We start from the raw sequence: 19,805 nt of genomic DNA on the forward strand, positions 1-19,805 counted from the left end.
CAAGAGAGCCGGCAGTACGCATTCGCCGGTGGATGCCTACGGAAGTGAAACCGCTGTGAGCGACAAGAGCCCAAAACCACAAGAACCGGACACGGACGTCCACGAGGACCCCAACGAACCGGCCTTCGACTGGATGAAGCCGAAGACCTCCGGTGGTGCCTCTGCGGCGGCTCCCGCCACGACGGCTGCGCCTACGCCCACGCCGGGTAAAGCGGAGCCGGCATCAGCGACGACGCCTTCCACCACGGGGGCTGCTCCCACTACTGCGACGCCGGCAGGCGGTCAGCCTGAAAGCCGCGCCGACCGGAAAGCTGCCGAAGCGGCCGACGTCGAGCCCGAACCCCCGCTGTTCGCTGACACTCTTGCGGGCAACTCCGCTGAGAAGCAGGCGTCGCACTATTCGGAACCTTTGCCGACGTCGGCCCTTCAGGTCCGACCCCCGGAGGACGAAGTGGCGCGACGCAACGCGGAACGCGAGCAAGCCGCAAAAGTGAAGCCAATCGGACCGCGGGTTTTCCAGGTTCTGTTGGCCGTCTTCTACCCGGTGATCCTCCTGGTGCTCGCCGTCCGGGCGGTCACCAGCCCCCTGTTCCTGTGGGTGGAGTACAACCGGCCGGGTTTCCCGGGTGACGGCTACGGGTTCAGCACCGATGACCGTATGACGTACGGCTCGTACGCCGTGGACTACCTCAGCAACTGGGCGGGTCCCCGTTACCTGGGTGGCTTGGTCCACCAAGACGGTGCCAAGCTCTTCAAGGACAGCGAAGTGGCGCACATGGCTGACGTCAAGCTGGTCATCCTGTCGTCCTTCGGTGCAGGGCTGCTGCTCATCATCCTGAGCATCATCGCCATCCTGTACCTGCGAAAGCGCAGCAACGGCGGAATCCGTCGAGGCCTCTTTGCCGGATCCATCGTCACGCTGGTCATCATCATTGGCCTCGCTGTCCTGGCGGCACTGAGCTGGCAGCAGTTCTTCACCGAGTTCCACCGGATCTTCTTCGCCAACGGCACTTGGACGTTCTCGTTGGAAGACACCCTCATCCGGCTCTTCCCGGGACAGTTCTGGGTAGACGCAGGCATCGTCATCGGCGCCTTGGTGTTCCTAGTAGCTACAGTGACGTTCATCTTCACGTGGCCCACCAAGCGGCGTCGGGGTGCTGACACAACGGTTGATCAAGCCCAGGTCTCGGACGATGACGCTGCCACAGATGATGCCGAAAACCTCGGCAGAGAATCAGCTGACTCCAAGCGCTAGCGGAGTTGGCTCCCCGGCGTACTCCGGGGCGTCAGAACACGAACGAGCTGCTCAGGGCGGTCTGTGCTGGCGACGACGACCCTCCCGTTCTTCATTTCAATGTTGATTTCGGGCCCTCCGACCAAATAGCCGACCATTCCTGGACCCATGATGCGATATCCATATCCGCTGGCCCCGGCAGTGTTGTCGGTGGTGACAGCGGCAATATCAGCCCTGGACACTGTCCGTTTGAAAACGTCGCAGAAGACGATCACGACGCGGTGTTCGTCCACCCTGACGGTGACGCTCATGAACGCCACCAGGGATCCCACCGGGAAAGTAATTAGCGGTACCAGCAGGAAATCGATTCGCTGTTGGACTATCGACAGAATGATGAAGAGTGTGCCGAAGGCTATGAATGCCAGCCCCAGAATTTGTGGAACCATGCTGGCCCTGGCGCGGGAATAGTAAAGCGCCTGTGCCGGCCCTGCTGAAGTTGCTGCCATGAGGTCCCCCTGAACGTGTGGTTCGTGAGGGCAACGCTACGGCCGGAACAAGGACCCTTAGATGAGGGAACAGTGAATTAGGTGGCGATTCTGGCGAAATTAGGTGGTGAAAAGCGCGAACTAGGTGGTGATTCGATGCGATCGAGGTGGTGCCGTTACTTCGCGTAGAGCTTCTCCACGAGAGCCGGGAAGTCGTTGACCACAGCGGCCCGCTTCAGTTTGAGCGACGGCGTCAAGTGCCCGGACTCGACACTGAGCTCGGCGGTGATGAACGCGAACTTCCGGATGGACTCGGCCGCGGAGACGAGCTTGTTGGCCTCATCCACTGCGGACTGAACGGCCGCCTTCACACGATCGTCGCCGGCCGCTTCGGCAGGTGACAAATCACCGACCTTGTTCTCGGCGCACCAGTCGGCAAGTCCCTCGGGGTCCAGGCTCACCAGTGCGGCGACGAAGGGACGGCCGTCGCCCACCACCACGGCCTGGCCCACCAGAGGGTGCTCGCGGAGCTTCTCCTCCAAAGGTGCGGGGGCCACGTTCTTGCCACCGGCAGTGACCAGGAGGTCCTTCTTCCTGCCCGTGATGGTGAGGAAGCCGTCGGCGTCGAGTTCGCCGAGGTCGCCGGTACGGAAAAAGCCATCAACAAACGCAGCCTCGGTGGCCGCTTCATTGGCGTGGTACCCCTTGAAAACACCGATGCCTTTGACCAGTACTTCGCCGTCCCGGGCCACCCGGATGGTGGTGCCGGGAAGGGGAATCCCGACTGTACCGATACGGGTCATGCTGGGAGTGTTGACGGTGCAAGGGGCAGTGGTCTCCGTCAGCCCGTAGCCCTCCAGTACAGGAACGCCGGCACCATGGAAGAAATGGTTGTCACGGAGGCTCAGGGGACTGGCACCGGAAACCGTGTAGCCCACATCGCCGCCGAAAACCTCGCGCACCTTGGGATAGAGAAGCTTGTTGAACGCGGCGTGCTTCATGCCCAAAAGCCACCCCGGACCGGGTCCCTGCCCACGCGCGGCGAGGTCCACCGCCGTCGAATATTCCACAGCGGTTGCTGACGCTGCGGAGAAGAGCGCCGACTTTCCGCTCATGGCGGCTTTGTGGCCGGCACCGGCGTAGACCTTTTCAAAGATGCGCGGCACGGCGAGCAGGAAGGTGGGCTTGAAAGTACTGAGGTCTGCCATCAGTCCACTGGCGCCCGCGCTGTGACCGAGCGTGATCCCCGCGGTGAGGCACACCACTTGGACGGCCCTGGCGAGGACATGAGCCAACGGCAGGAACATCAGCGTCCGCGCCCCCTGCTGCATCAGCAGCTCCGGGAGGAACGGGATGACGTTCAGTGCCACCAGGACAAAGTTGCCGTGGGTGATTTCGCAGCCTTTGGGCTTGCCGGTGGTTCCGGAGGTGTAGACGATCGAGGCGATGTCGGAGAGATTCGCTGCGCTGCGCTGGCGCTCCAGCTCGGCGTCCATGATGCCGACCCCGACGGCGGAGACGCTGGTCAGGTTGGGGGCGTCGCCGTCGTGCTCCATCCGCATGATCGCCACGGGATCGTCCCCGAGTGCGTTGGACCGGTTCACCAAGGCGTGCACCAGGTCGGCTTTGGCCGTGTCTTCCACGAAGATGCGCCGGGCGCCCGAATCGGCCAGGATCCACTCGATTTGGCTCGGGGACGACGTCTCGTAGATGGGCACTGTCACGCCGCCGGCCATCCAAATAGCGAAGTCCACCAACGTCCACTCGAAACTGGACCGGGAGAGGACCGCTACGGGGTCGCCAGGGTTGAGGCCTCCAGCGATCAGTCCTTTGGCGAGGGCAGTGACATCTGCAAGGAACCTGGCCGCGGAAACATTCAGCCAACCGTTCGCCGTTTTGTGGGCGTACAGGATGCCGAACGGATCCTTGGCGCAGCGTTCCAGGAGGAGGTCGGTCACGTTGGTGTCAGGGTGGGCCTCGACCAGAAGCTCCGTGCTGGCTTCCCTCACTGCTTGCCTCCTAGATCCACGATGGCATCCACATTCTCATCCGCCACTCCTGGTAGCTGATCACATCCGCGGTCAGGACCGGATAGAAGAACGCTGTTGCCAGGACCGCCAGGACAAGGATCAGGCCCACTACATACAGCCCGGACCGTCGCCGCCAGGGAGGATCAGTGCTGCGGCCGAGCACCAAGCCCAAGACGTAGGTCAAGCCAAGCACCAGGAACGGTTCGAAAGACACAGCGTAGAAGATGAACATGGTGCGTTCCGGATACATGAACCACGGGAGATATCCCGCGGCGACTCCGGCGAGGATGGCACCCGCGCGCCAATCCCGCCTGCCTGCCCACCAGAACAACAGGATGACCAGGGCGATGGTCCCGCCCCACCACACCACCGGATTACCCACCGGCAGGATGGCCGAGGAACAGGTCTCCACCACGCAGCCCGGAGTGCCCTGCTTTGGTGTTTGGTAGTAGAACGAGGTAGGCCGGCCCATGAGGAGCCAGGTCCACGGGCTGGACTCATACGGGTGGTCCGAGCTGAGGCCTTGATGGAATTTGTATGCCTCAAGGTGGTAGTGCGCCAGGGACCGCACGGAGTTGGGCAGCCAATCCCAACCCGCGGCGGGGTTCGTGGCGGCCCATTGGCGATAGTAGGCGTCCTTGGATAGGAACCACCCCGTCCACGTAGCCGCATAGGTCAAAGCCGCCACCGGAATGATGGTGACGAAGGCCAAGAGGCCGTCCTTGAGGATGCCGGCGCTGAACCAGCTGCGGATGCCGGCAATGCGCCGGGCGTTCAGGTCCCACAGGACCGTCATCAGGCCGAAGGCGGCCACGAAGAACAACGCTGACCATTTGGTTCCCACAGCCAGACCAAGGCAGATCCCGGCAACCAGGCGCCACCAGCGCATTCCGAGCCAGGGGCCGGCCACCAGTTGCGTGGGGGATGGTCGGCCCCGCGGCGAAGCAGCCGCCTGCGCGGCGAGGCGGGAAGCCAGACGACGGCGGCCGTCGTCGCGGTCCAACAGCAGGGCGCCGAAGGCGGCGAGGATCCAGAATGCGAGGAAGACGTCCAGCAAAGCCGTCCTGGAGAGCACCAGGTGGTGGCCGTCAATGGCGAGCAGGAGCCCGGCAACGGCGCCGAGGGTGTGCGAACGGAAGAGCTTCAAAGCGATGAGGGAGACGAGGAAAACGGTCAGGGTCCCCGTCAGTGCTGCACCGAAGCGCCAACCGAAAGGATTGTCACCGCCGAACAGCCACATGCCAAAGGTGATCATCCACTTGCCCACCGGCGGATGCACAACGTACTCCGGGGTGTTGAGCAGGACGTTCGGGTTGCCGGCATTGAAGGAGTCATTGGCGTTGGCGGGCCAGCTGCGCTCGTAGCCGCTCAGCAAATAGGAATAGGCGTCCTTGACGTAGTACGTCTCATCGAACACCAGGCTGTGCGGAGCATCCAACCGGAAGAACCGGAGAATGCCGCCCAGCACGGCAGTGATGGTGGGAATCAGCCAAAACCAGAGTCGCAACGAGGCCGGGTAGTCACGCCAGCTCTGGATCCCGCCGATCAGGCGCTCCCTGAGAGCCTGCGCTGTGTAAGCCTCGGTTGGCCGGGCGATCCACCGGTGGTGTTCAATCCCTCGGCCAGGGAGCGGCGTTGCCCCGGTGTCCTCCAATGCTGCGGTCCGCCGCGATCGCGTCACGTCCCCCGTGGGCCGGGCAGATGGTTGCCCGCCGCTGCCTGCGGCAGCTGGCGCATCGGATCCACCGGTTGCAGGGGACGCCACAGGAGTTCCGGAAGTGGTGGCAGGAACGGGCGACTGGTTCACCCGCCCATGCTACCTTTCCATCCTTGCCGCAGCGTTGAGGTGCGGTGTTGGAGGCACCGCGGCATTAGGCTTGGCAGGTGGACGAACAGCGCAGCACCCCGGATGAGGCTCCCTTCAGCGACGACCTGGACGAGGCAGTTCCTGCTGCCGGTGCCGGCGCAACTCCGGGTGTAGGCAGGATTGTGCTGGCAGCCACCCCGATCGGCAACGTAGGCGACGCATCGTCCCGGCTGATTGAACTCCTGGCCACCGCGGACATTGTTGCCGCTGAGGACACCCGGCGTTTGCACCGGCTGGTGACGGCCCTGGGCGTTGAGGTCTCCGGACGGGTCATCAGCTACCACGAGCACAACGAGGTGGCCAAGACCGGCGAACTGCTGGACCATGTTCGCGCCGGAAAGACCATCCTCATGGTCAGCGACGCTGGAATGCCCGCCGTCTCGGACCCCGGGTTCCGCTTGGTGGAGGGCGCTGTTGCTGCGGGCCTGACCGTCACGGCCGTCCCGGGCCCGTCTGCCGTGCTGACAGCCCTGGCACTCTCCGGGCTTCCCACCGACCGTTTCTGTTTTGAAGGATTCCTGCCACGTAAATCGGGGGAGCGGAACTCACGCCTCGCCGACCTCGCAGACGAGCGCCGCACCATGGTCTTCTTCGAGGCCCCGCACCGGCTTGAAGTGATGCTCCGGGCACTGCGCGAGCGGTTTGGAGCCGAGCGCCGTGTGGCTGTGTGCCGTGAACTGACCAAGACGTACGAGGAAGTCATTCGCGGAACGCTGCGCGAACTGCTGGAGTGGGCAGAGAACAACGAAGTCCGCGGCGAAATTGCGGTGGTGGTGGGTGGTGCGCCTGAACAGGAGCCCGGTAAACCCGAGGACCACGTGGCAGCGGTGAACGAACTCATTTCCCAAGGCATCCGCCTGAAGGAAGCCGTGGCAGCAGTGGCTGACGATGCCCGCGTCAGCAAGCGGGAGCTGTACTCGGCGGTACTCGCAGCCCGCTGATCCGCGCTGTGCAGCTGCACAATTTGGCGCCTGCATGGCAGTGCGTGAAGGCGTAGACACTCCTTCTCGCGGGGCAGTACCGTGGCAGTAATTCACGCCACTTCCGGCAACGAACCCCCGTGGTGCAATTCTCCAAAGCACCCAAGACGAAGGAGTCGCCATGACTGTCACGGTTGAACGCGAAAGCGAACTGCTGGCTTCCGTCCCCACCGGCCTGCTGATCAACGGTCAGTGGCGCCCGGCCGGATCCGGAAAGACCTTTGATGTTGAGGACCCGGCCACCGGCAAGGTCCTGCTCAGCATCTCCGACGCCGGCGCTGAAGACGGCGCTGCCGCCCTCGACGCCGCTGCTGCCGCCCAGGCCGATTGGGCTCGCACTGCGCCGCGCGAACGCGGCGAGATCCTGCGCCGGGCCTTTGAACTGGTCACCGAACGCGCCGAAGACTTCGCGCTGTTGATGACCCTGGAAATGGGCAAGCCCCTGGCCGAAGCCCGCGGTGAAGTTACCTACGGAGCCGAGTTCCTGCGCTGGTTCTCGGAAGAAGCGGTCCGCGTCTCCGGCCGCTACTCCGCAGCACCTGACGGCAAGAACCGCCTCCTCGTTCAGAAGAAGCCGGTGGGCCCCTGCCTGCTGATCACCCCGTGGAACTTCCCGCTGGCCATGGCCACCCGCAAGGTAGCCCCCGCCGTCGCGGCGGGCTGCACCATGGTGCTCAAGCCCGCGAACCTGACCCCGCTGACCAGCCTGCTCTTTGCACAGGTTATGCAGGAAGCCGGCCTCCCCGCAGGTGTCCTGAACGTCATCCAGACCTCCACCGCCGGCGCCGTCACGGGCCCGCTGATCAAGGATGACCGTCTCCGCAAGATCTCCTTCACCGGCTCCACCCCGGTGGGCCAGGCCCTGATCCGCGAAGCCGCAGACAAGGTCCTGCGTACCTCCATGGAACTGGGCGGCAACGCCCCGTTCGTCGTCTTCGAAGACGCCGACCTGGACAAGGCCGTTGAGGGCGCTATCGCCGCGAAGATGCGCAACATGGGCGAGGCCTGCACCGCAGCGAACCGCTTCATTGTGCACGAGTCCATCGCCGACTCCTTCGCGGAGAAGTTCGCCGCCAAGATCGCTTCCCTCACCACCGCCCGCGGCACTGAGCCCGAATCCAAGGTGGGCCCGCTCATCGACGGGAAGGCCCGCGACGGCGTTCACGCCCTGGTGTCCGAAGCCGTAGCAGGAGGTGCCACAGCCGTCACCGGTGGTGCCGCCGTCGAGGGTCCCGGCTACTTCTACCAGCCCACCGTGCTGAAAAACGTCGCAGCCGATGCCCGCATCCTCCAGGAAGAAATCTTCGGACCGGTAGCGCCGATCATCACCTTCTCCACCGAAGACGACGCCGTCCGGCTGGCCAACAATACCGAATACGGCTTGGTTGCCTACGTCTTCACCAAGGACCTCAACCGTGGCCTGCGCATCAGCGAACGCATCGAGACCGGCATGCTCGGCCTCAACGCCGGCGTCATCTCCAACGCAGCCGCACCGTTCGGTGGCGTCAAGCAGTCCGGCCTGGGCCGCGAAGGCGGATCCGAAGGCATCGAAGAGTACCTCTACACCCAGTACGTAGGTATCGCGGACCCGTACGCCGACTAGGCCGTACTGGATCCCGTCCGCCGCTCTCGCAACAAGAACGGCTGAGACACGCAAGGGCCCGGCTCCTGGAACCACAAGTTCCGGGGGCCGGGCCCTTGCTGTCGCGTTAGCGCCGTTGTGGAAGCACGCCGCGGAGCGTCCTCCACCACCGCGCGAGCCCGCGCCCAACAGCCGTAGCGAGCGAGCCCACCGCCCGGAACGGCGCTCCGAGCGCGTGGACCCACCGGCGCATCATCGACGGCGGCAGCCAGTCGGCGCGGAAGCGCACCAGCCAGCGGGCGTTGTTGCGCAACGTTTCACGCACGACGGCGATCCGCGTCGCCGCTGCTGGTGTCGCCGCTGGTCCCACCTGGCGGCCATAACGCTGCCGTTCGAAGTCCGAGGTGAGCGAGGCAACCGCCACGTGGGCGGCGTCGTCCATTCCACCCGCTTCTCCGAGGGCGGCACTGGAGCGAAGCCTGGTGGAGAAGTGCCGCGGCGTTTCGCTGGGCGTCGAGGATAAACCGTAGTCCGTCGCCAGGTCCTGCAGTTCCGCCCAGGCCAGCTCCGGGGCCGGATCCTTGTAGCCGGGCTGCAAGGCGTCGTCCTCATCCGGGGGCTTTTGGTTCAGGCGACGCCGCCGCAGGATGGTCCTGCTCAGCCGCGGAGACCACAGGAAGGCAAGCAACAGCGCCACGGCGGCGGCGGCCCCGCCGATGACCGGCAGCGGGTTCACGCTGGGGGAACCCGTCGCCGGGGTTTCCACGCCAGGAAGTGGAACCGGGGCGGGTGTGGCCGGGGCCGGTGTGGTCAGGACTTCTTTCTCGTCCGCGTTGGTGCTGAGGTTGCTGGGAACAGAGGATTCCGTGGCGTACTCGGGAACCACTCCGCGCGAAGGAGTGGGCTCAAACGGAACCCAACCGAGTCCTTCGAAGTACAACTCGGGCCACGCGTGCGCATCCCGGGCGTCTACCTCGTACTCAGGGAAAGAACCTTGGCCGACCAACGCCACGGACTCGCCCGTGAGCCGGCCTGGTGCGTAGCCCACGGCGATGCGGCTCGGAATACCTTCAGCCCGGGCCATGACGGCCATCGCGGAGGAGAAATGGACACAGTAGCCGCTCTTCACGGCCAGGAAATCGGCCAGGACGGAGAGCCCATTGCCGTCATACCCGTTCTGCACGGGCGCCTGCAGCGAGTAGGTGAACTCCCCGGAGCGCAGGTACTTCTGGATGGCCAAGGCCTTGCCGTAATTGCTCCCCGCGGACGCCGTGACGGAATCGGCCGTTTGCCGCACGATGTCAGGCAGGTTGCCCGGAATCCGGAGGAAGTCCTCTGAAATGCCCTGCGGAGTTGCTGTGGCCTGGGACAGGGAGTCTGCCGTGATCTTGGGGGCGCCGGAAAACACCACATACCGTTGCGCGCGGGTAGTGGTCTCGGTGCTCATGATGCTCAAGGTCGCCGGATCCCAGGTCCAGCGCCCATTGAGGCCGTTCACTGATGCAGGCGCAAACGGGGCAGGGAGGTAGGGGCTGGTGAACAGGCCGGCATTCACGGACGTCACCGTGTTCACTACTTCGGCCTGGACGGAGTATCCGGTTTCAATCCTGTCGGCGCCCGCGCGCCGCTGGGCCGAGCGGTCGTCCGGGGCCCAGGTTTCGCCGTCGAAGTGGTCAATGGTGACGGACCTCAGGTACAGCGGCCCGCTGGCGCTCGTGGCGTAAGTAATGCGGCCCGATCCTGTGGGGCTCCGGAGGCTGTTGCCCAGGGTGATCATGGGATTGAGCCCGTTGGAAGTGCCCCACGGACTGAGCCGGGATCCTTGGGGGAAGGTCCCTGTCTCGAATCCCGGGATGGCCAGCGGAACCACCATGGTCAGGGCCAGCGCCAGGCCGCCTGTGACCAGTGAACGCCTGAACTGGCCGGCACCCCGCCCGGAACCGGACTGGAGCCTGGCGTCAGGGGCGAACCAGTGGCTGCATCCGAGAATCAGCAGATATCCCAGAGCAGCGCCGACGAAGCCTGCCATGCCCACGCTCTGGGGTTTGATGGTGGCTGGAACCACCATGACCGCGAGGAGCCCGATGCCGCTGGCCGCGGGCATCGCCAAGGGAACTGCCAACGCGTCGATCAAGATCACCAGGAGTCCCAGGCAGGCGCAAACGACGAACACGATTCCGGCGTTGGGCGCCACAGGGGCGCTTTCGGAGACCACCGTCTCGGCAGCACGCTTGATAAGGCGTCCGACGGCGGTGAAGGTCCCGGCCGTGGGGATGAAACCCGCCAGGCTTTCCTGCCGGAAGAACGTGAAGCTGAGAATCCCCGCGAGTGAGGCAAAGGAACCAAGGGTGGCCAACAGTGGCTGGGCCCGGAGTGCCCGAAGAAGAGCCAAGGTCAGCGCGACAACCAGCACCGTGGTGATCAGGGGCATGAACCAGGCCCAGCCCCTGAGGACGCCGTTCAAGGACAAGGCAGCGCCCAGAACGGCAACAACGATAGAGCCCGCCATGACCCAGGGGTAAGGCCCGGGCCCCGGGGTTTGCGGCCGCGAGGACCCGGAGGGCTTTTGGCCGGACGTTCCGCCGGGCTGGACCGGGGCAGGGGATCCGCGGTGGGAGGTGGCAGTCATCGGGGCACCGCCGCCCCACGACGGACGTCCATGGCTGATCCTGCCGCGGCCACGATTCCCCCTTCGTCAAAGGAGGACCAAGCAGCCGCCAGTTGGGTCCTGGACGTCACCACGGCCACGCGCCAACCGGCCAGGCGCAGGATCTCCAGGACGTCGTCATTGTTCCGGGCGGCGTCAGTGACCATCAGGGCGAAAGCATTGGCTCCGTAGGCTGCCGCGGGGGCCAGGGACTTGGCTTCAGCGGGAGTCAGCGTGCCCAGCAGCGCAAGAAGGGGGCCGCGAAGGCGGTGGGCAGCGAGCTTATCCATGAGCCGGTCATCGAAAACAGCATCGGCGGATTCCGAGGTAGCTGGACCCGTAGCGGTGTCTGCCCTGTGATGCTCCGCCCGGACATGCCGGGGACCGCTGAGTTCAATTGCGGCCAGTCCTTCAGCGATGGCCTGCAAGCCTCCGATGCCCGAGAACTCTTCGGTATCCGGCTCCGGCGCCGATCGCGAACGGATGAACGCCGGGCTCCCGAAAACATCCAGCACCCGCAACGAGTAATTCCACTCCGCCAGATGTGCCGCAATGGACATCGCTGCAGTCACCACCCATTCAAAGCCGGGGCCGGTGACCAAGTCGGAGTCCTCGTCATGGGCTCCGAACATGGAACCTGTTCCTGCGGCAAAAGCTGTGAAGCGCTGGTCCAGGATGAGGGTGGCTTCCGGGGTAGTCACCGATTCCTCCTGGCGGACCATCAGCTGTCCGTGGCGTGCCGTAGCCGCCCAATGCACGCGGCGCATGGGATCCCCGTGCCGGTACTCACGGGTCATGATGTCGTCGTCGCTGGGGTTGGCCCTGATGCGTGTGGCCGTCACGCCATCGTTGCCGCGCGCACCTGCAAGCCCGGTGACGGGAAGTTCGACGGCGGCCGGCGTCACGGTGAGGATGTCGCCGTCGTCGATGGCATGCCGCCGCAGCGACAAGCCGAACGGGTCACTGAACTCTGCCGTGACCGGGCCGATGCGGAACTGTCCGCGCTTGCCGGAGCGAAGATGGTATTCGTAACGGCTGGTGCCTCCGGACGCTGAGCGGGCCGGAAAACGGAACGCCGGTGGTTCGCCGAAGCGGGGAGGCAACTGCTCCTCCATGATCACGTGCCCCGTGGAATACGAGGATCGGGCTACGGCCAAACGAACGGTGGTGGTGCTGGCAGTTTCCACGGTGGAAGGATTGAACTCCCGGTACACCTGGAATTTTGGCTTCAACACCCGGACCCCGGCGAGGGCCACCAGCGGCAGGACAAGCAACAAGACCGCGAGCGTCAGGAGATCCCGCCTGCCCATGACCCAGGCACACCCGAGCGAGACGGCTCCGGCCGCCAGCAATCCCCAGCCACGGTTGGTAAACAAGTGCTTGGGGAGCCGATCCACGAGCGCCATTCCTGCCTCCTAGGCGGTGTGCCTGTCCCTGCGCCACGCGTTGGGCGGTTCCTGGGCAACCGGCAGGGCCGCCAGGATGCCCCGAAGGATGCTCTGCGGCGTATCACCTGAACTTGCCGCTTTGCGGTCCAGGATGATTCGGTGCGCAAGCACCGATTCGGCCACGTCCACGACGTCGTCCGGCAGCACAAAGTCCCGGCCGTCCAACGCCGCGGTTGCCTTGGCAGCACGCAACAGCTGCAACAGGGACCGTGGGCTGGCACCGAGGCGGAGGCGTGCGCTGTCGCGGGTAGCCCGCCCAATGGCCACTGTGTACTCCTTGATGGCCGTGGACACATACACCTGCTGGACGGCGGCGATCATGGCTGCCACGTCCGCGGCAGTGACCACGGGGGTCACTTTGGCCAGGGGAGAGGACGCCTGGTGTGTCTCCAGCATTTCGATCTCGGCTTCCTTGTCCGGATAGCCCATGGAAATCCTTGCCATGAAACGGTCGCGCTGGGCTTCGGGCAACGGGTAGGTGCCCTCCATCTCAATGGGGTTCTGGGTGGCGACCACCATGAAGGGCAGTCCCAGTTGATACGAATGCCCGTCAACGGTGACTTGATGCTCTTCCATGCACTCAAGAAGCGCGGACTGGGTCTTGGCCGAAGCCCGGTTGATTTCGTCGCCAATCACAATGTTCGCGAATACTGCGCCAGGCCGGAACTCAAATTGCCGGGACGACTGATTGTAGATGGAGACACCGGTGACATCGGAGGGCAGGAGATCCGGCGTGAACTGGATGCGGGAGACCGTACAGTCCACGGTCCGCGCGAGCGTCTTTGCCAGCAGGGTCTTGCCGACGCCGGGAACATCCTCCAGCAGGAGGTGGCCTTGGGCCAGCAGAACCGTCAACGCGAGTTTCGCGGCGTCGGCCTTGCCATCAATGACCTTGTTGATGGACCCCAGGATGCGTTCGCTGGCATCGTGGAACCGCTCCGCGTCCATGACCTGCGGCCTGTGTCCATTGAGTGCTGCACCATCCCGCGGCAGCGTACTGTAAGCCTCGCCCTGAAGCGGGGTAGGTTCAACGGATACTTGTCGCTTGGACTCCATGGATTGCCCTTCAGCCGTGGCCACTGCATCAGCAATCCTGATGATGTGTTGCTGTTGTTGACCGTCTGTCCGTTCCAGACTACCCAGACATTGGCCGCCGCTGACATAGTGCTCAGGAATTTATGTGCCGAGTGGAATTTATCTCTGCCGACCCGGCCGCTGCCTCAGGGGGACCGTGGTCCGATTAAGGTGGGAACATGTGTAATTCGCTCGCCCCTGCTGCGTACCGCGTGTCCTCCGAGGAAACAGAGTCCCGCAAGGAGTACCCGCCGGCACCGGAAGCCCTTCCCGTTCCCGTCATGGACAACCACACGCATCTGGATTTCCGGCACGGACTGATCGAGGTCTCGGTCCGGGACGCGATGGACTCGGCTGAGGCCGTCGGCGTGCACGGCGCTGTGCAGGTGGGCTGCGATTTGGAGTCGTCCCGCTTCACCGTGCAAGCAGTGGACGCGGATCCGCGCCTTCTCGGTGCCGTAGCAATCCACCCCAACGATGCCCCGGTGTACGCCGGTCGCGGCGAACTGGAGTCAGCGCTCGCCGAGATCGAAGAGCTGGCAGCCCACCCGCGGATCCGCGCCATCGGTGAAACAGGACTGGATTTCTTCCGGACCCACGGGGAAGGGTTGGTGGCCCAGCGGTACTCATTCCGGCGCCACATCGACATCGCGAAACGGCTCGGACTGACCTTGCAGATCCACGACCGCGATGCCCACGACGACGTGGTGCAGGTGTTGATGGAGGAAGGAGCCCCGGAGCGTGTGGTGTTCCACTGTTTCTCCGGAGACGAAGAACTGGCCCGGATCTGCAACCAGAACGGATGGTACATGTCATTTGCGGGCACCATGACGTTCAAGAATGCGGGAGACCTTCGCGCAGCGCTGGCCATCGCCGAGCCACAGCGGATCCTGGTGGAAACCGATTCGCCATTCTTGACGCCCCACCCGTACCGTGGCCGGCCGAACGCGAGCTACATGGTTCCCTACACGGTGCGGTCCATGGCGGAAGTGACAGGAGATGACCTCTCCGAGCTCTGTTCGCGCTTGGCGGAAAACACGCTCGAAGCCTACGGCTCGTGGGCCTAGGGCGCTCCTTCGGTAGCCCTTTGACGCCCCCGGGATGAATACCCGGTATGCAGAAGTCTTGGTCGGTTTATAACAGATCGGTTACTGTGTTAAACAAGTAGCCGGGGTCGGGGAAGGCCTTCGGACAACTGGGCCGGTTCATTCCGGCTTCCATCAGTTGAATGTAATTGGCGGCGCAGACGCCGGCAGCAAGTGTGGGACCAGGCTTCGTGCCTGGCCCCTCCGTTTTGCGGCTGGCATTATTTCTGCGCTTTTCCCCGTGCCCGGATGGTCTGAGAGTTATGGGCAATCGTGATCAAGTTCTTCACAACGGATGGCAAGTTCAGCTTCCTCAAAGTCGGTGCCCAGTTGCTGGTTGTTGCAGCGCTGGTGGTCGGAGTTGTCGCCTTTGTGGGCAACAACAAGACAGTCACCCTCAACGTGGACGGCAAGGTAAGTTCCATCCAGACCTTCGGCGGCACTGTTGACCAGGTGGTCAAGGCAGCCAAGGTTGAGTTGAAGGACGCGGACCGGGTTTCGCCCGCCCTCGACGCCCGTGTGGATAACGGCTCCGTGGTCAACATCAACCTCGCGAAGGCGGTGTCCATTGAATTGGACGGCGCGCGCAAGACGGTGAACACGAACGCCCCCGACGTCGCCGCACTGGTGAGCGAACTTGGAGTGGCAAGCTCCTCCGAGATCTCCCAGCCGAAGGAAGCATCGCTGGAAGTCACCGGTTCCTTCGTCTCCATCTCGACTCCCAAGACCATCAGTGTTGTAGCCGACGGCAAGGACACCAGCACCACCACGACGGCGGCAGACGTCGCCACCGTACTCAAGGACGCCGGCATCACCGTCGGCGCCAACGACCGCATCTCCCAGCCTGGCAACGCGCCCATCGTCAAGGACATGGTGATCAAGGTCTCCCGCGTGGACACCAGCAAGACCGCCGAAGCCACTGAGGAAGTGCCCTTCGAAAGCGTGAAGACCGAAACCGCCGAACTGTTCAAGGGCGAAGAGAAGGTCACCCAGGAAGGCGTAGCCGGTTCCCTGGTCAAGAAGTTCAAGCTGGTCATGGTTGACGGACGCGAAGCATCACGCGCCCTCGTCTCAAGCGATGTCACCACCAAACCGGTCACCGAAAAGGTCAGCGTTGGCACCAAAGCCCGCCCCGTAGCAACTCCGGCCAAGGCAGCAGCAACGTCCAGCGGCCCCACCGGTGCCCCGAACGAAGGCATGTGGGACAGGATTGCCCAGTGTGAGTCCGGTGGAAACTGGTCCATCAACAGCGGCAACGGCTACTACGGCGGCCTTCAGTTCTCCAGCCCCACGTGGCTTGCCAACGGTGGCGGAGCCTACGCTCCCAACGCCAGCCTTGCCACCAAGGCACAGCAGATTGATATCGCCAACCGCCTCTACGCCAAGAACGGCCTCCGCGACTGGGGCTGCGCGCACGCAGCCTGAGCCGCCACAGGCGATACGATACCTAGGTGACTGAACCGAATTCCGAACCCGCCGCCGTCGCGCCTTTGCTGGGCGCCACTGACATCCGACGGCTTGCCGAGGAAATCGGTGTACGCCCTACAAAGACCCTGGGGCAGAACTTTGTGATCGATGGCAACACCATCCGCAGGATTGTGGCGGCCGCCAATATCGACTCCAACGAAACCGTGCTGGAAGTCGGCCCTGGGCTTGGCTCGCTGACCCTTGGCTTGCTTGACGCAGCCAAGACTGTTGTGGCGGTGGAGATCGACCCCGTGTTGGCGGAGAAACTGCCGGCGACTGTGCGCGCCTGGCGGCCCGGAGCGGAAGACAACTTCCACCTGGTGCTTTCCGACGCCATGAAGGTCACCGAACTGCCCGTGCCTCCCACGGCCCTGGTAGCCAACCTGCCCTATAACGTCGCCGTGCCAGTGGTGCTTCACCTCCTGCAGCACTTCCCGAGCCTGCAGCACGGCCTGGTCATGGTCCAGGACGAGGTAGCTGACAGGCTTGCCGCGACGCCCGGGTCCAAGATCTACGGTGTTCCGTCGGTGAAGGCCGCTTGGTATGGCCACATGCGCAAGGCCGGTGTCATCGGCATGAACGTGTTCTGGCCTGCACCCAAGATCCATTCGGGACTCGTGGCTTTCACTCGCCACGATCCGCCCCAAACGCATGCCACCCGTGAGCAGGTCTTTGCCGTCATCGATGCCGCGTTTGCCCAACGCAGGAAGACCCTCCGGGCTGCACTGGCCGGCTGGGCCGGGAGCGCTGCCGAGGCCGAACGTTGCCTGGTTGCGGCCGGCGTTGACCCGACCGCGCGCGGCGAAGTCCTGGACATCTCCGCCTACGTTAAGATCGCCGAAGCCCGCCACCCCGTGGACGCATGAACCCGGGCACCCGCAAACCCAGCAGCCTCCCGTTCGTGGGGGACCGCTTCCATGCCCGGACCGTCCGGGTCAAAGCGCCCGGGAAGGTCAACGTCTCCCTGAGCGTCGGCCCGCTGCGGCCGGATGGCTATCATTCGGTGGCCAGCGTCTACCTTGCCGTTTCGCTCTATGAGGAAGTGGCGGCAACCAGCACCGAGGCCCCGGGAATCACTGTCAGCATCAGCCCCGACAGCACGCTTGACCTTGACGGTGTGGACATTCCGCTGGATGAGCGGAATCTTGCCTACAAGGCCGCGGCCATCATGGCCGAAATGTCCGAGAAACCCACCGGCGTGCACCTTGAGATCACCAAGCGCGTGCCGGTGGCCGGTGGCATGGGCGGAGGGTCAGCGGACGCAGCGGCAACCCTGCTGGCCTGCGACGCCCTGTGGAACAGCGGGCTGTCCCGCGAGGAACTCGCGCATCTGGCGGCCGAATTGGGCGCAGACGTACCGTTCTCGCTCCTGGGAGGCACCGCCGTCGGGCTTGGCGTGGGCGACAAACTCTCCCCGGCCTTGGCGAAAGCCCAGATGGACTGGGTGCTGGTCTTTGCTGATTACGGGCTCTCGACACCTGACGTTTTCCGTACCCTTGACGGACTGCGCGATTCCGAGGGCGCGGACATCCCGGAACCCGTGGCCGTGGACCCCACCATTCTCCAAGCGCTCCGCCATGGAGACCCTGAGACCCTGAGCCGGGTGCTGATCAACGACCTCCAGAGGGCTTCCATTGCGTTGGCGCCACAACTCCGCGACACCATCGGACTGGGTGAAGCACGCGGTGCCTTGGCCGGAATGGTCTCCGGCTCCGGCCCCACCATCGCGCTGCTTGCCCGCGACTCCGTTTCAGCCAGGGTCCTCGCCGACGAGTTGACCCACCGCGGCCACACCGCCTTGGCAGTCCACGGCCCGGTGCCCGGCGCCCGGATCATCTCCGATACCCTCCTTTAGTACCTCCGCATTCCAGCAGTAGAAAGTAGTACCCATTGGCCCACCTGCTTGGCGGCGAAAACCTCACCGTTTCGTTCGCGACCCGCACTGTCCTCGACGGCGTCACCCTCGGTTTGGAGGATGGCGACCGCATCGGCATGGTGGGCCGTAATGGCGACGGCAAATCGACCCTTATGCGCCTGCTTGCCCTGCGCTCGACGCCGGACTCCGGACGAGTCACCAAACGGGGCGATGTCAACGTCGGCTACCTGGACCAAGGGGACGTGCTCGACGGCGACCTGACAGTGGGCGCCGCGATCGTCGGCGACCGTGCGGACCACGAATGGGCCGCCAACGCCAAGATCCGCGAAGTCATGGGCGGACTGGTGGGCGACGTCGACTGGCACGCCAACGTCCACGCCCTTTCCGGTGGGCAAAAGCGCCGTGTCGCGCTGGCTAAACTCCTCATCGAAGACCACGACGTCATCATGCTGGACGAACCCACCAACCACCTCGACGTCGAAGGCGTCGCCTGGCTGGCCCGGCACCTGAAGACGCGCTGGCGCGCCAACCAGGGCGCCTTCCTGGTGGTGACCCACGACCGCTGGTTCCTCGACGAAGTCTGCAATTACACCTGGGAAGTCCACGACGCCATGGTGGACATGTTCGACGGCGGATACGCCGCCTACGTTCTGGCCCGCGCCGAGCGTGACCGCATGGCATCCGTCGTCGAAGGTAAACGCCAGCAGCTCGTCAAAAAGGAACTGGCCTGGCTCAGGCGCGGTGCTCCTGCCCGAACCGCCAAGCCCAAATTCCGCATCGAAGCTGCCAACGACCTCATTGCCGACGTGCCCGATCCCCGCGACTCGGTGGCCCTCAGCAAGATGGCCACTGCCCGACTGGGCAAGGATGTGCTGGACCTTGAGAACATCACCCTTGACTTCTTGGGCGGCGAGACCGGGCAGAAGCTCTTTGACAACATCACGCTGCGGCTCGCACCGGGCGAACGACTCGGCCTGGTGGGTGTCAACGGTGCTGGGAAGTCCACGCTGCTGAAACTGCTCAACGGTGAAGTCCAGCCGAGCTCGGGCAAAGTCAAACGCGGGAAGACCGTGGTCACCGCCGTGCTCACCCAGGACGTCAAAGAGCTCGACGACGTCTCCGACCTGCGCGTCATAGAGGTCATCGAACGCGAAAAGCGTTCCTTCAGCGTGGGCGGCAAGGAATTCACCGCCGGCCAGCTGGTGGAACAACTGGGGTTCACTAAGGAAAAGCAATGGACACCCGTCAGCGACCTCTCCGGTGGTGAGCGCCGCAGGCTCCAACTCCTGCGTCTGCTGGTAGGGGAGCCCAACGTCCTCATGCTCGACGAACCCACCAACGACCTCGATACCGACACCCTGGCCGCCGTCGAAGACGTCCTGGACGGCTGGCCCGGAACGCTGGTGGTTGTCAGCCACGACCGTTACCTGCTGGAACGCGTCACCGACAACCAGATGGCGTTGCTCGGCGACGGCAAACTCCGCGGCCTGCCCGGCGGCGTAGACCAGTACCTCGAGCTGCGTGAAGCCGCGCTGGCGTCCGGCGCCATTGGTGGGGGCTCCGGCGCACCTACCACTGCCATCGGCTCTTCTTCCGCTGCTGCTCCGTCCGGTGCCAGCGAAGCGGAAAAACGCGAAGCCCGAAAGGACCTCAACAGAATCGACCGCCAACTCGGCAAGATCTCCCAGCAGGAGGAGAAGCTCCACACCCAGATGGCAGCGAAGTCCGAATCCGGCGACTTCGATGCCCTGGGCGAGCTCAACGCCAAGCTGCAGGAGTTGCTCGACGAAAAGGAAGGGCTGGAGCTGGAGTGGTTGGAGGCCGCTGAGATCCTCGGCGAGTAGGTGGTGGGCCGCTGTAACATCGTGTGCCTGCTGGCTCGTTACTCGAGGCACGGCACAGCGGCACACATCCTCCGCGTGCTGGCTCGTGCCTCGCCTTGACGCACGCTTCCGGATGCCTGCCGCTGACCGCCAGTCACCAACGCTCTCTCACATCCCTCGGGTTTGTGGACGACCGTCTCTCACATC

The 19,805-nt window shown here is 64.3% G+C and carries 14 protein-coding genes; 8 read left to right on the plus strand and 6 right to left on the minus strand.

Annotated elements, in window-relative coordinates; all coding sequences use genetic code 11:
- The first annotated feature begins 55 nt into the window (after positions 1-55).
- On the plus strand, positions 56-1,255 hold the full coding sequence (locus AB4Y77_RS06640) for a TIGR01906 family membrane protein (RefSeq protein ID WP_442013352.1): 1,200 nt from the start codon (positions 56-58) through the stop codon (positions 1,253-1,255).
- Here the strand turns inward: AB4Y77_RS06640 and AB4Y77_RS06645 are convergent.
- From AB4Y77_RS06645 to AB4Y77_RS06655, 3 genes are all read right to left on the minus strand, one after another.
- Positions 1,252-1,740, minus strand: coding sequence for a hypothetical protein (locus AB4Y77_RS06645; protein WP_442013353.1), 489 nt, complete (start codon positions 1,738-1,740; stop codon positions 1,252-1,254). The genes AB4Y77_RS06640 and AB4Y77_RS06645 overlap by 4 nt on opposite strands.
- A 155-nt stretch (positions 1,741-1,895) precedes the next feature.
- Complete coding sequence (locus AB4Y77_RS06650; protein WP_442013354.1) at positions 1,896-3,728, minus strand: AMP-dependent synthetase/ligase; 1,833 nt, start codon at positions 3,726-3,728, stop codon at positions 1,896-1,898.
- A 10-nt stretch (positions 3,729-3,738) separates the two neighbouring features.
- A complete protein-coding gene (locus tag AB4Y77_RS06655; RefSeq protein WP_442013355.1) occupies positions 3,739-5,556 on the minus strand; it encodes a phospholipid carrier-dependent glycosyltransferase in 1,818 nt (605 codons plus the stop codon).
- A gap of 125 nt (positions 5,557-5,681) precedes the next feature.
- On the opposite strand from AB4Y77_RS06655, the gene rsmI reads away from it, so the two are divergent.
- Both rsmI and AB4Y77_RS06665 read left to right on the plus strand, forming a co-directional pair.
- Positions 5,682-6,557 carry a 16S rRNA (cytidine(1402)-2'-O)-methyltransferase gene (gene rsmI / locus AB4Y77_RS06660; protein WP_442013451.1) on the plus strand — a complete coding sequence of 292 codons (876 nt, stop codon included), beginning with the start codon at positions 5,682-5,684 and terminating at the stop codon, positions 6,555-6,557.
- A 160-nt stretch (positions 6,558-6,717) separates the two neighbouring features.
- The gene (locus tag AB4Y77_RS06665) at positions 6,718-8,199 is read left to right on the plus strand and encodes an NAD-dependent succinate-semialdehyde dehydrogenase (RefSeq protein WP_442013356.1); all 1,482 of its coding nucleotides are present in this window, start codon (positions 6,718-6,720) and stop codon (positions 8,197-8,199) included.
- Positions 8,200-8,305: 106 nt separating this feature from the next.
- On the opposite strand, the gene AB4Y77_RS06670 is transcribed toward AB4Y77_RS06665, so the two are convergent.
- From AB4Y77_RS06670 to AB4Y77_RS06680, 3 genes are read right to left on the minus strand one after another with little or no spacing between them, the layout of a single operon-like run.
- Positions 8,306-10,807: a transglutaminase TgpA family protein gene (locus tag AB4Y77_RS06670; protein WP_442013357.1), complete on the minus strand. Its 2,502-nt coding sequence runs from the start codon at positions 10,805-10,807 to the stop codon at positions 8,306-8,308.
- Positions 10,804-12,231 (minus strand): DUF58 domain-containing protein, encoded by a 1,428-nt coding sequence (locus tag AB4Y77_RS06675; protein WP_442013358.1) that lies wholly within the window; start codon positions 12,229-12,231, stop codon positions 10,804-10,806. Before AB4Y77_RS06675 ends, AB4Y77_RS06670 begins: the two co-directional genes overlap by 4 nt.
- A 9-nt stretch (positions 12,232-12,240) precedes the next feature.
- Positions 12,241-13,329 (minus strand): AAA family ATPase, encoded by a 1,089-nt coding sequence (locus AB4Y77_RS06680; RefSeq protein ID WP_311213183.1) that lies wholly within the window; start codon positions 13,327-13,329, stop codon positions 12,241-12,243.
- A 197-nt stretch (positions 13,330-13,526) separates the two neighbouring features.
- Between AB4Y77_RS06680 and AB4Y77_RS06685 the strand changes: the two genes are divergently transcribed.
- The 5 genes from AB4Y77_RS06685 (at position 13,527) to AB4Y77_RS06705 (ending at position 19,619) form a co-directional block, all read left to right on the plus strand.
- Positions 13,527-14,414 carry a TatD family hydrolase gene (locus AB4Y77_RS06685; protein ID WP_442013359.1) on the plus strand — a complete coding sequence of 296 codons (888 nt, stop codon included), beginning with the start codon at positions 13,527-13,529 and terminating at the stop codon, positions 14,412-14,414.
- A 291-nt stretch (positions 14,415-14,705) separates the two neighbouring features.
- Positions 14,706-15,857: a transglycosylase family protein gene (locus AB4Y77_RS06690; RefSeq protein WP_442013360.1), complete on the plus strand. Its 1,152-nt coding sequence runs from the start codon at positions 14,706-14,708 to the stop codon at positions 15,855-15,857.
- A gap of 26 nt (positions 15,858-15,883) precedes the next feature.
- Positions 15,884-16,765, plus strand: a complete 882-nt coding sequence (gene rsmA, locus AB4Y77_RS06695) for a 16S rRNA (adenine(1518)-N(6)/adenine(1519)-N(6))-dimethyltransferase RsmA (protein WP_311213186.1) — start codon at positions 15,884-15,886, stop codon at positions 16,763-16,765.
- On the plus strand, positions 16,762-17,754 hold the full coding sequence (locus AB4Y77_RS06700; protein ID WP_442013361.1) for a 4-(cytidine 5'-diphospho)-2-C-methyl-D-erythritol kinase: 993 nt from the start codon (positions 16,762-16,764) through the stop codon (positions 17,752-17,754). The genes rsmA and AB4Y77_RS06700 overlap by 4 nt, the downstream gene beginning before the upstream one ends.
- 35 nt (positions 17,755-17,789) lie before the next feature.
- A complete protein-coding gene (locus AB4Y77_RS06705) occupies positions 17,790-19,619 on the plus strand; it encodes an ABC-F family ATP-binding cassette domain-containing protein (protein WP_442013362.1) in 1,830 nt (609 codons plus the stop codon).
- The last annotated feature ends 186 nt before the right edge of the window (positions 19,620-19,805 follow it).

It is taken from the genome of Paenarthrobacter sp. YAF11_1, from assembly GCF_052113445.1.
Classification (GTDB): domain Bacteria; phylum Actinomycetota; class Actinomycetes; order Actinomycetales; family Micrococcaceae; genus Arthrobacter.

Excerpts from the sequence above, each read along its gene's own strand:
- AB4Y77_RS06680 (WP_311213183.1), bottom strand. The coding sequence starts at position 13,329 with ATGGAGTCCAAGCGACAAGTATCCGTTGAACCTACCCCGCTTCAGGGC.
- AB4Y77_RS06645 (WP_442013353.1), bottom strand. The coding sequence starts at position 1,740 with ATGGCAGCAACTTCAGCAGGGCCGGCACAGGCGCTTTACTATTCCCGC.
- AB4Y77_RS06675 (WP_442013358.1), bottom strand. The coding sequence starts at position 12,231 with ATGGCGCTCGTGGATCGGCTCCCCAAGCACTTGTTTACCAACCGTGGC.
- AB4Y77_RS06685 (WP_442013359.1), top strand. The coding sequence starts at position 13,527 with ATGTGTAATTCGCTCGCCCCTGCTGCGTACCGCGTGTCCTCCGAGGAA.
- AB4Y77_RS06665 (WP_442013356.1), top strand. The coding sequence starts at position 6,718 with ATGACTGTCACGGTTGAACGCGAAAGCGAACTGCTGGCTTCCGTCCCC.
- AB4Y77_RS06700 (WP_442013361.1), top strand. The coding sequence starts at position 16,762 with ATGAACCCGGGCACCCGCAAACCCAGCAGCCTCCCGTTCGTGGGGGAC.
- AB4Y77_RS06670 (WP_442013357.1), bottom strand. The coding sequence starts at position 10,807 with ATGACTGCCACCTCCCACCGCGGATCCCCTGCCCCGGTCCAGCCCGGC.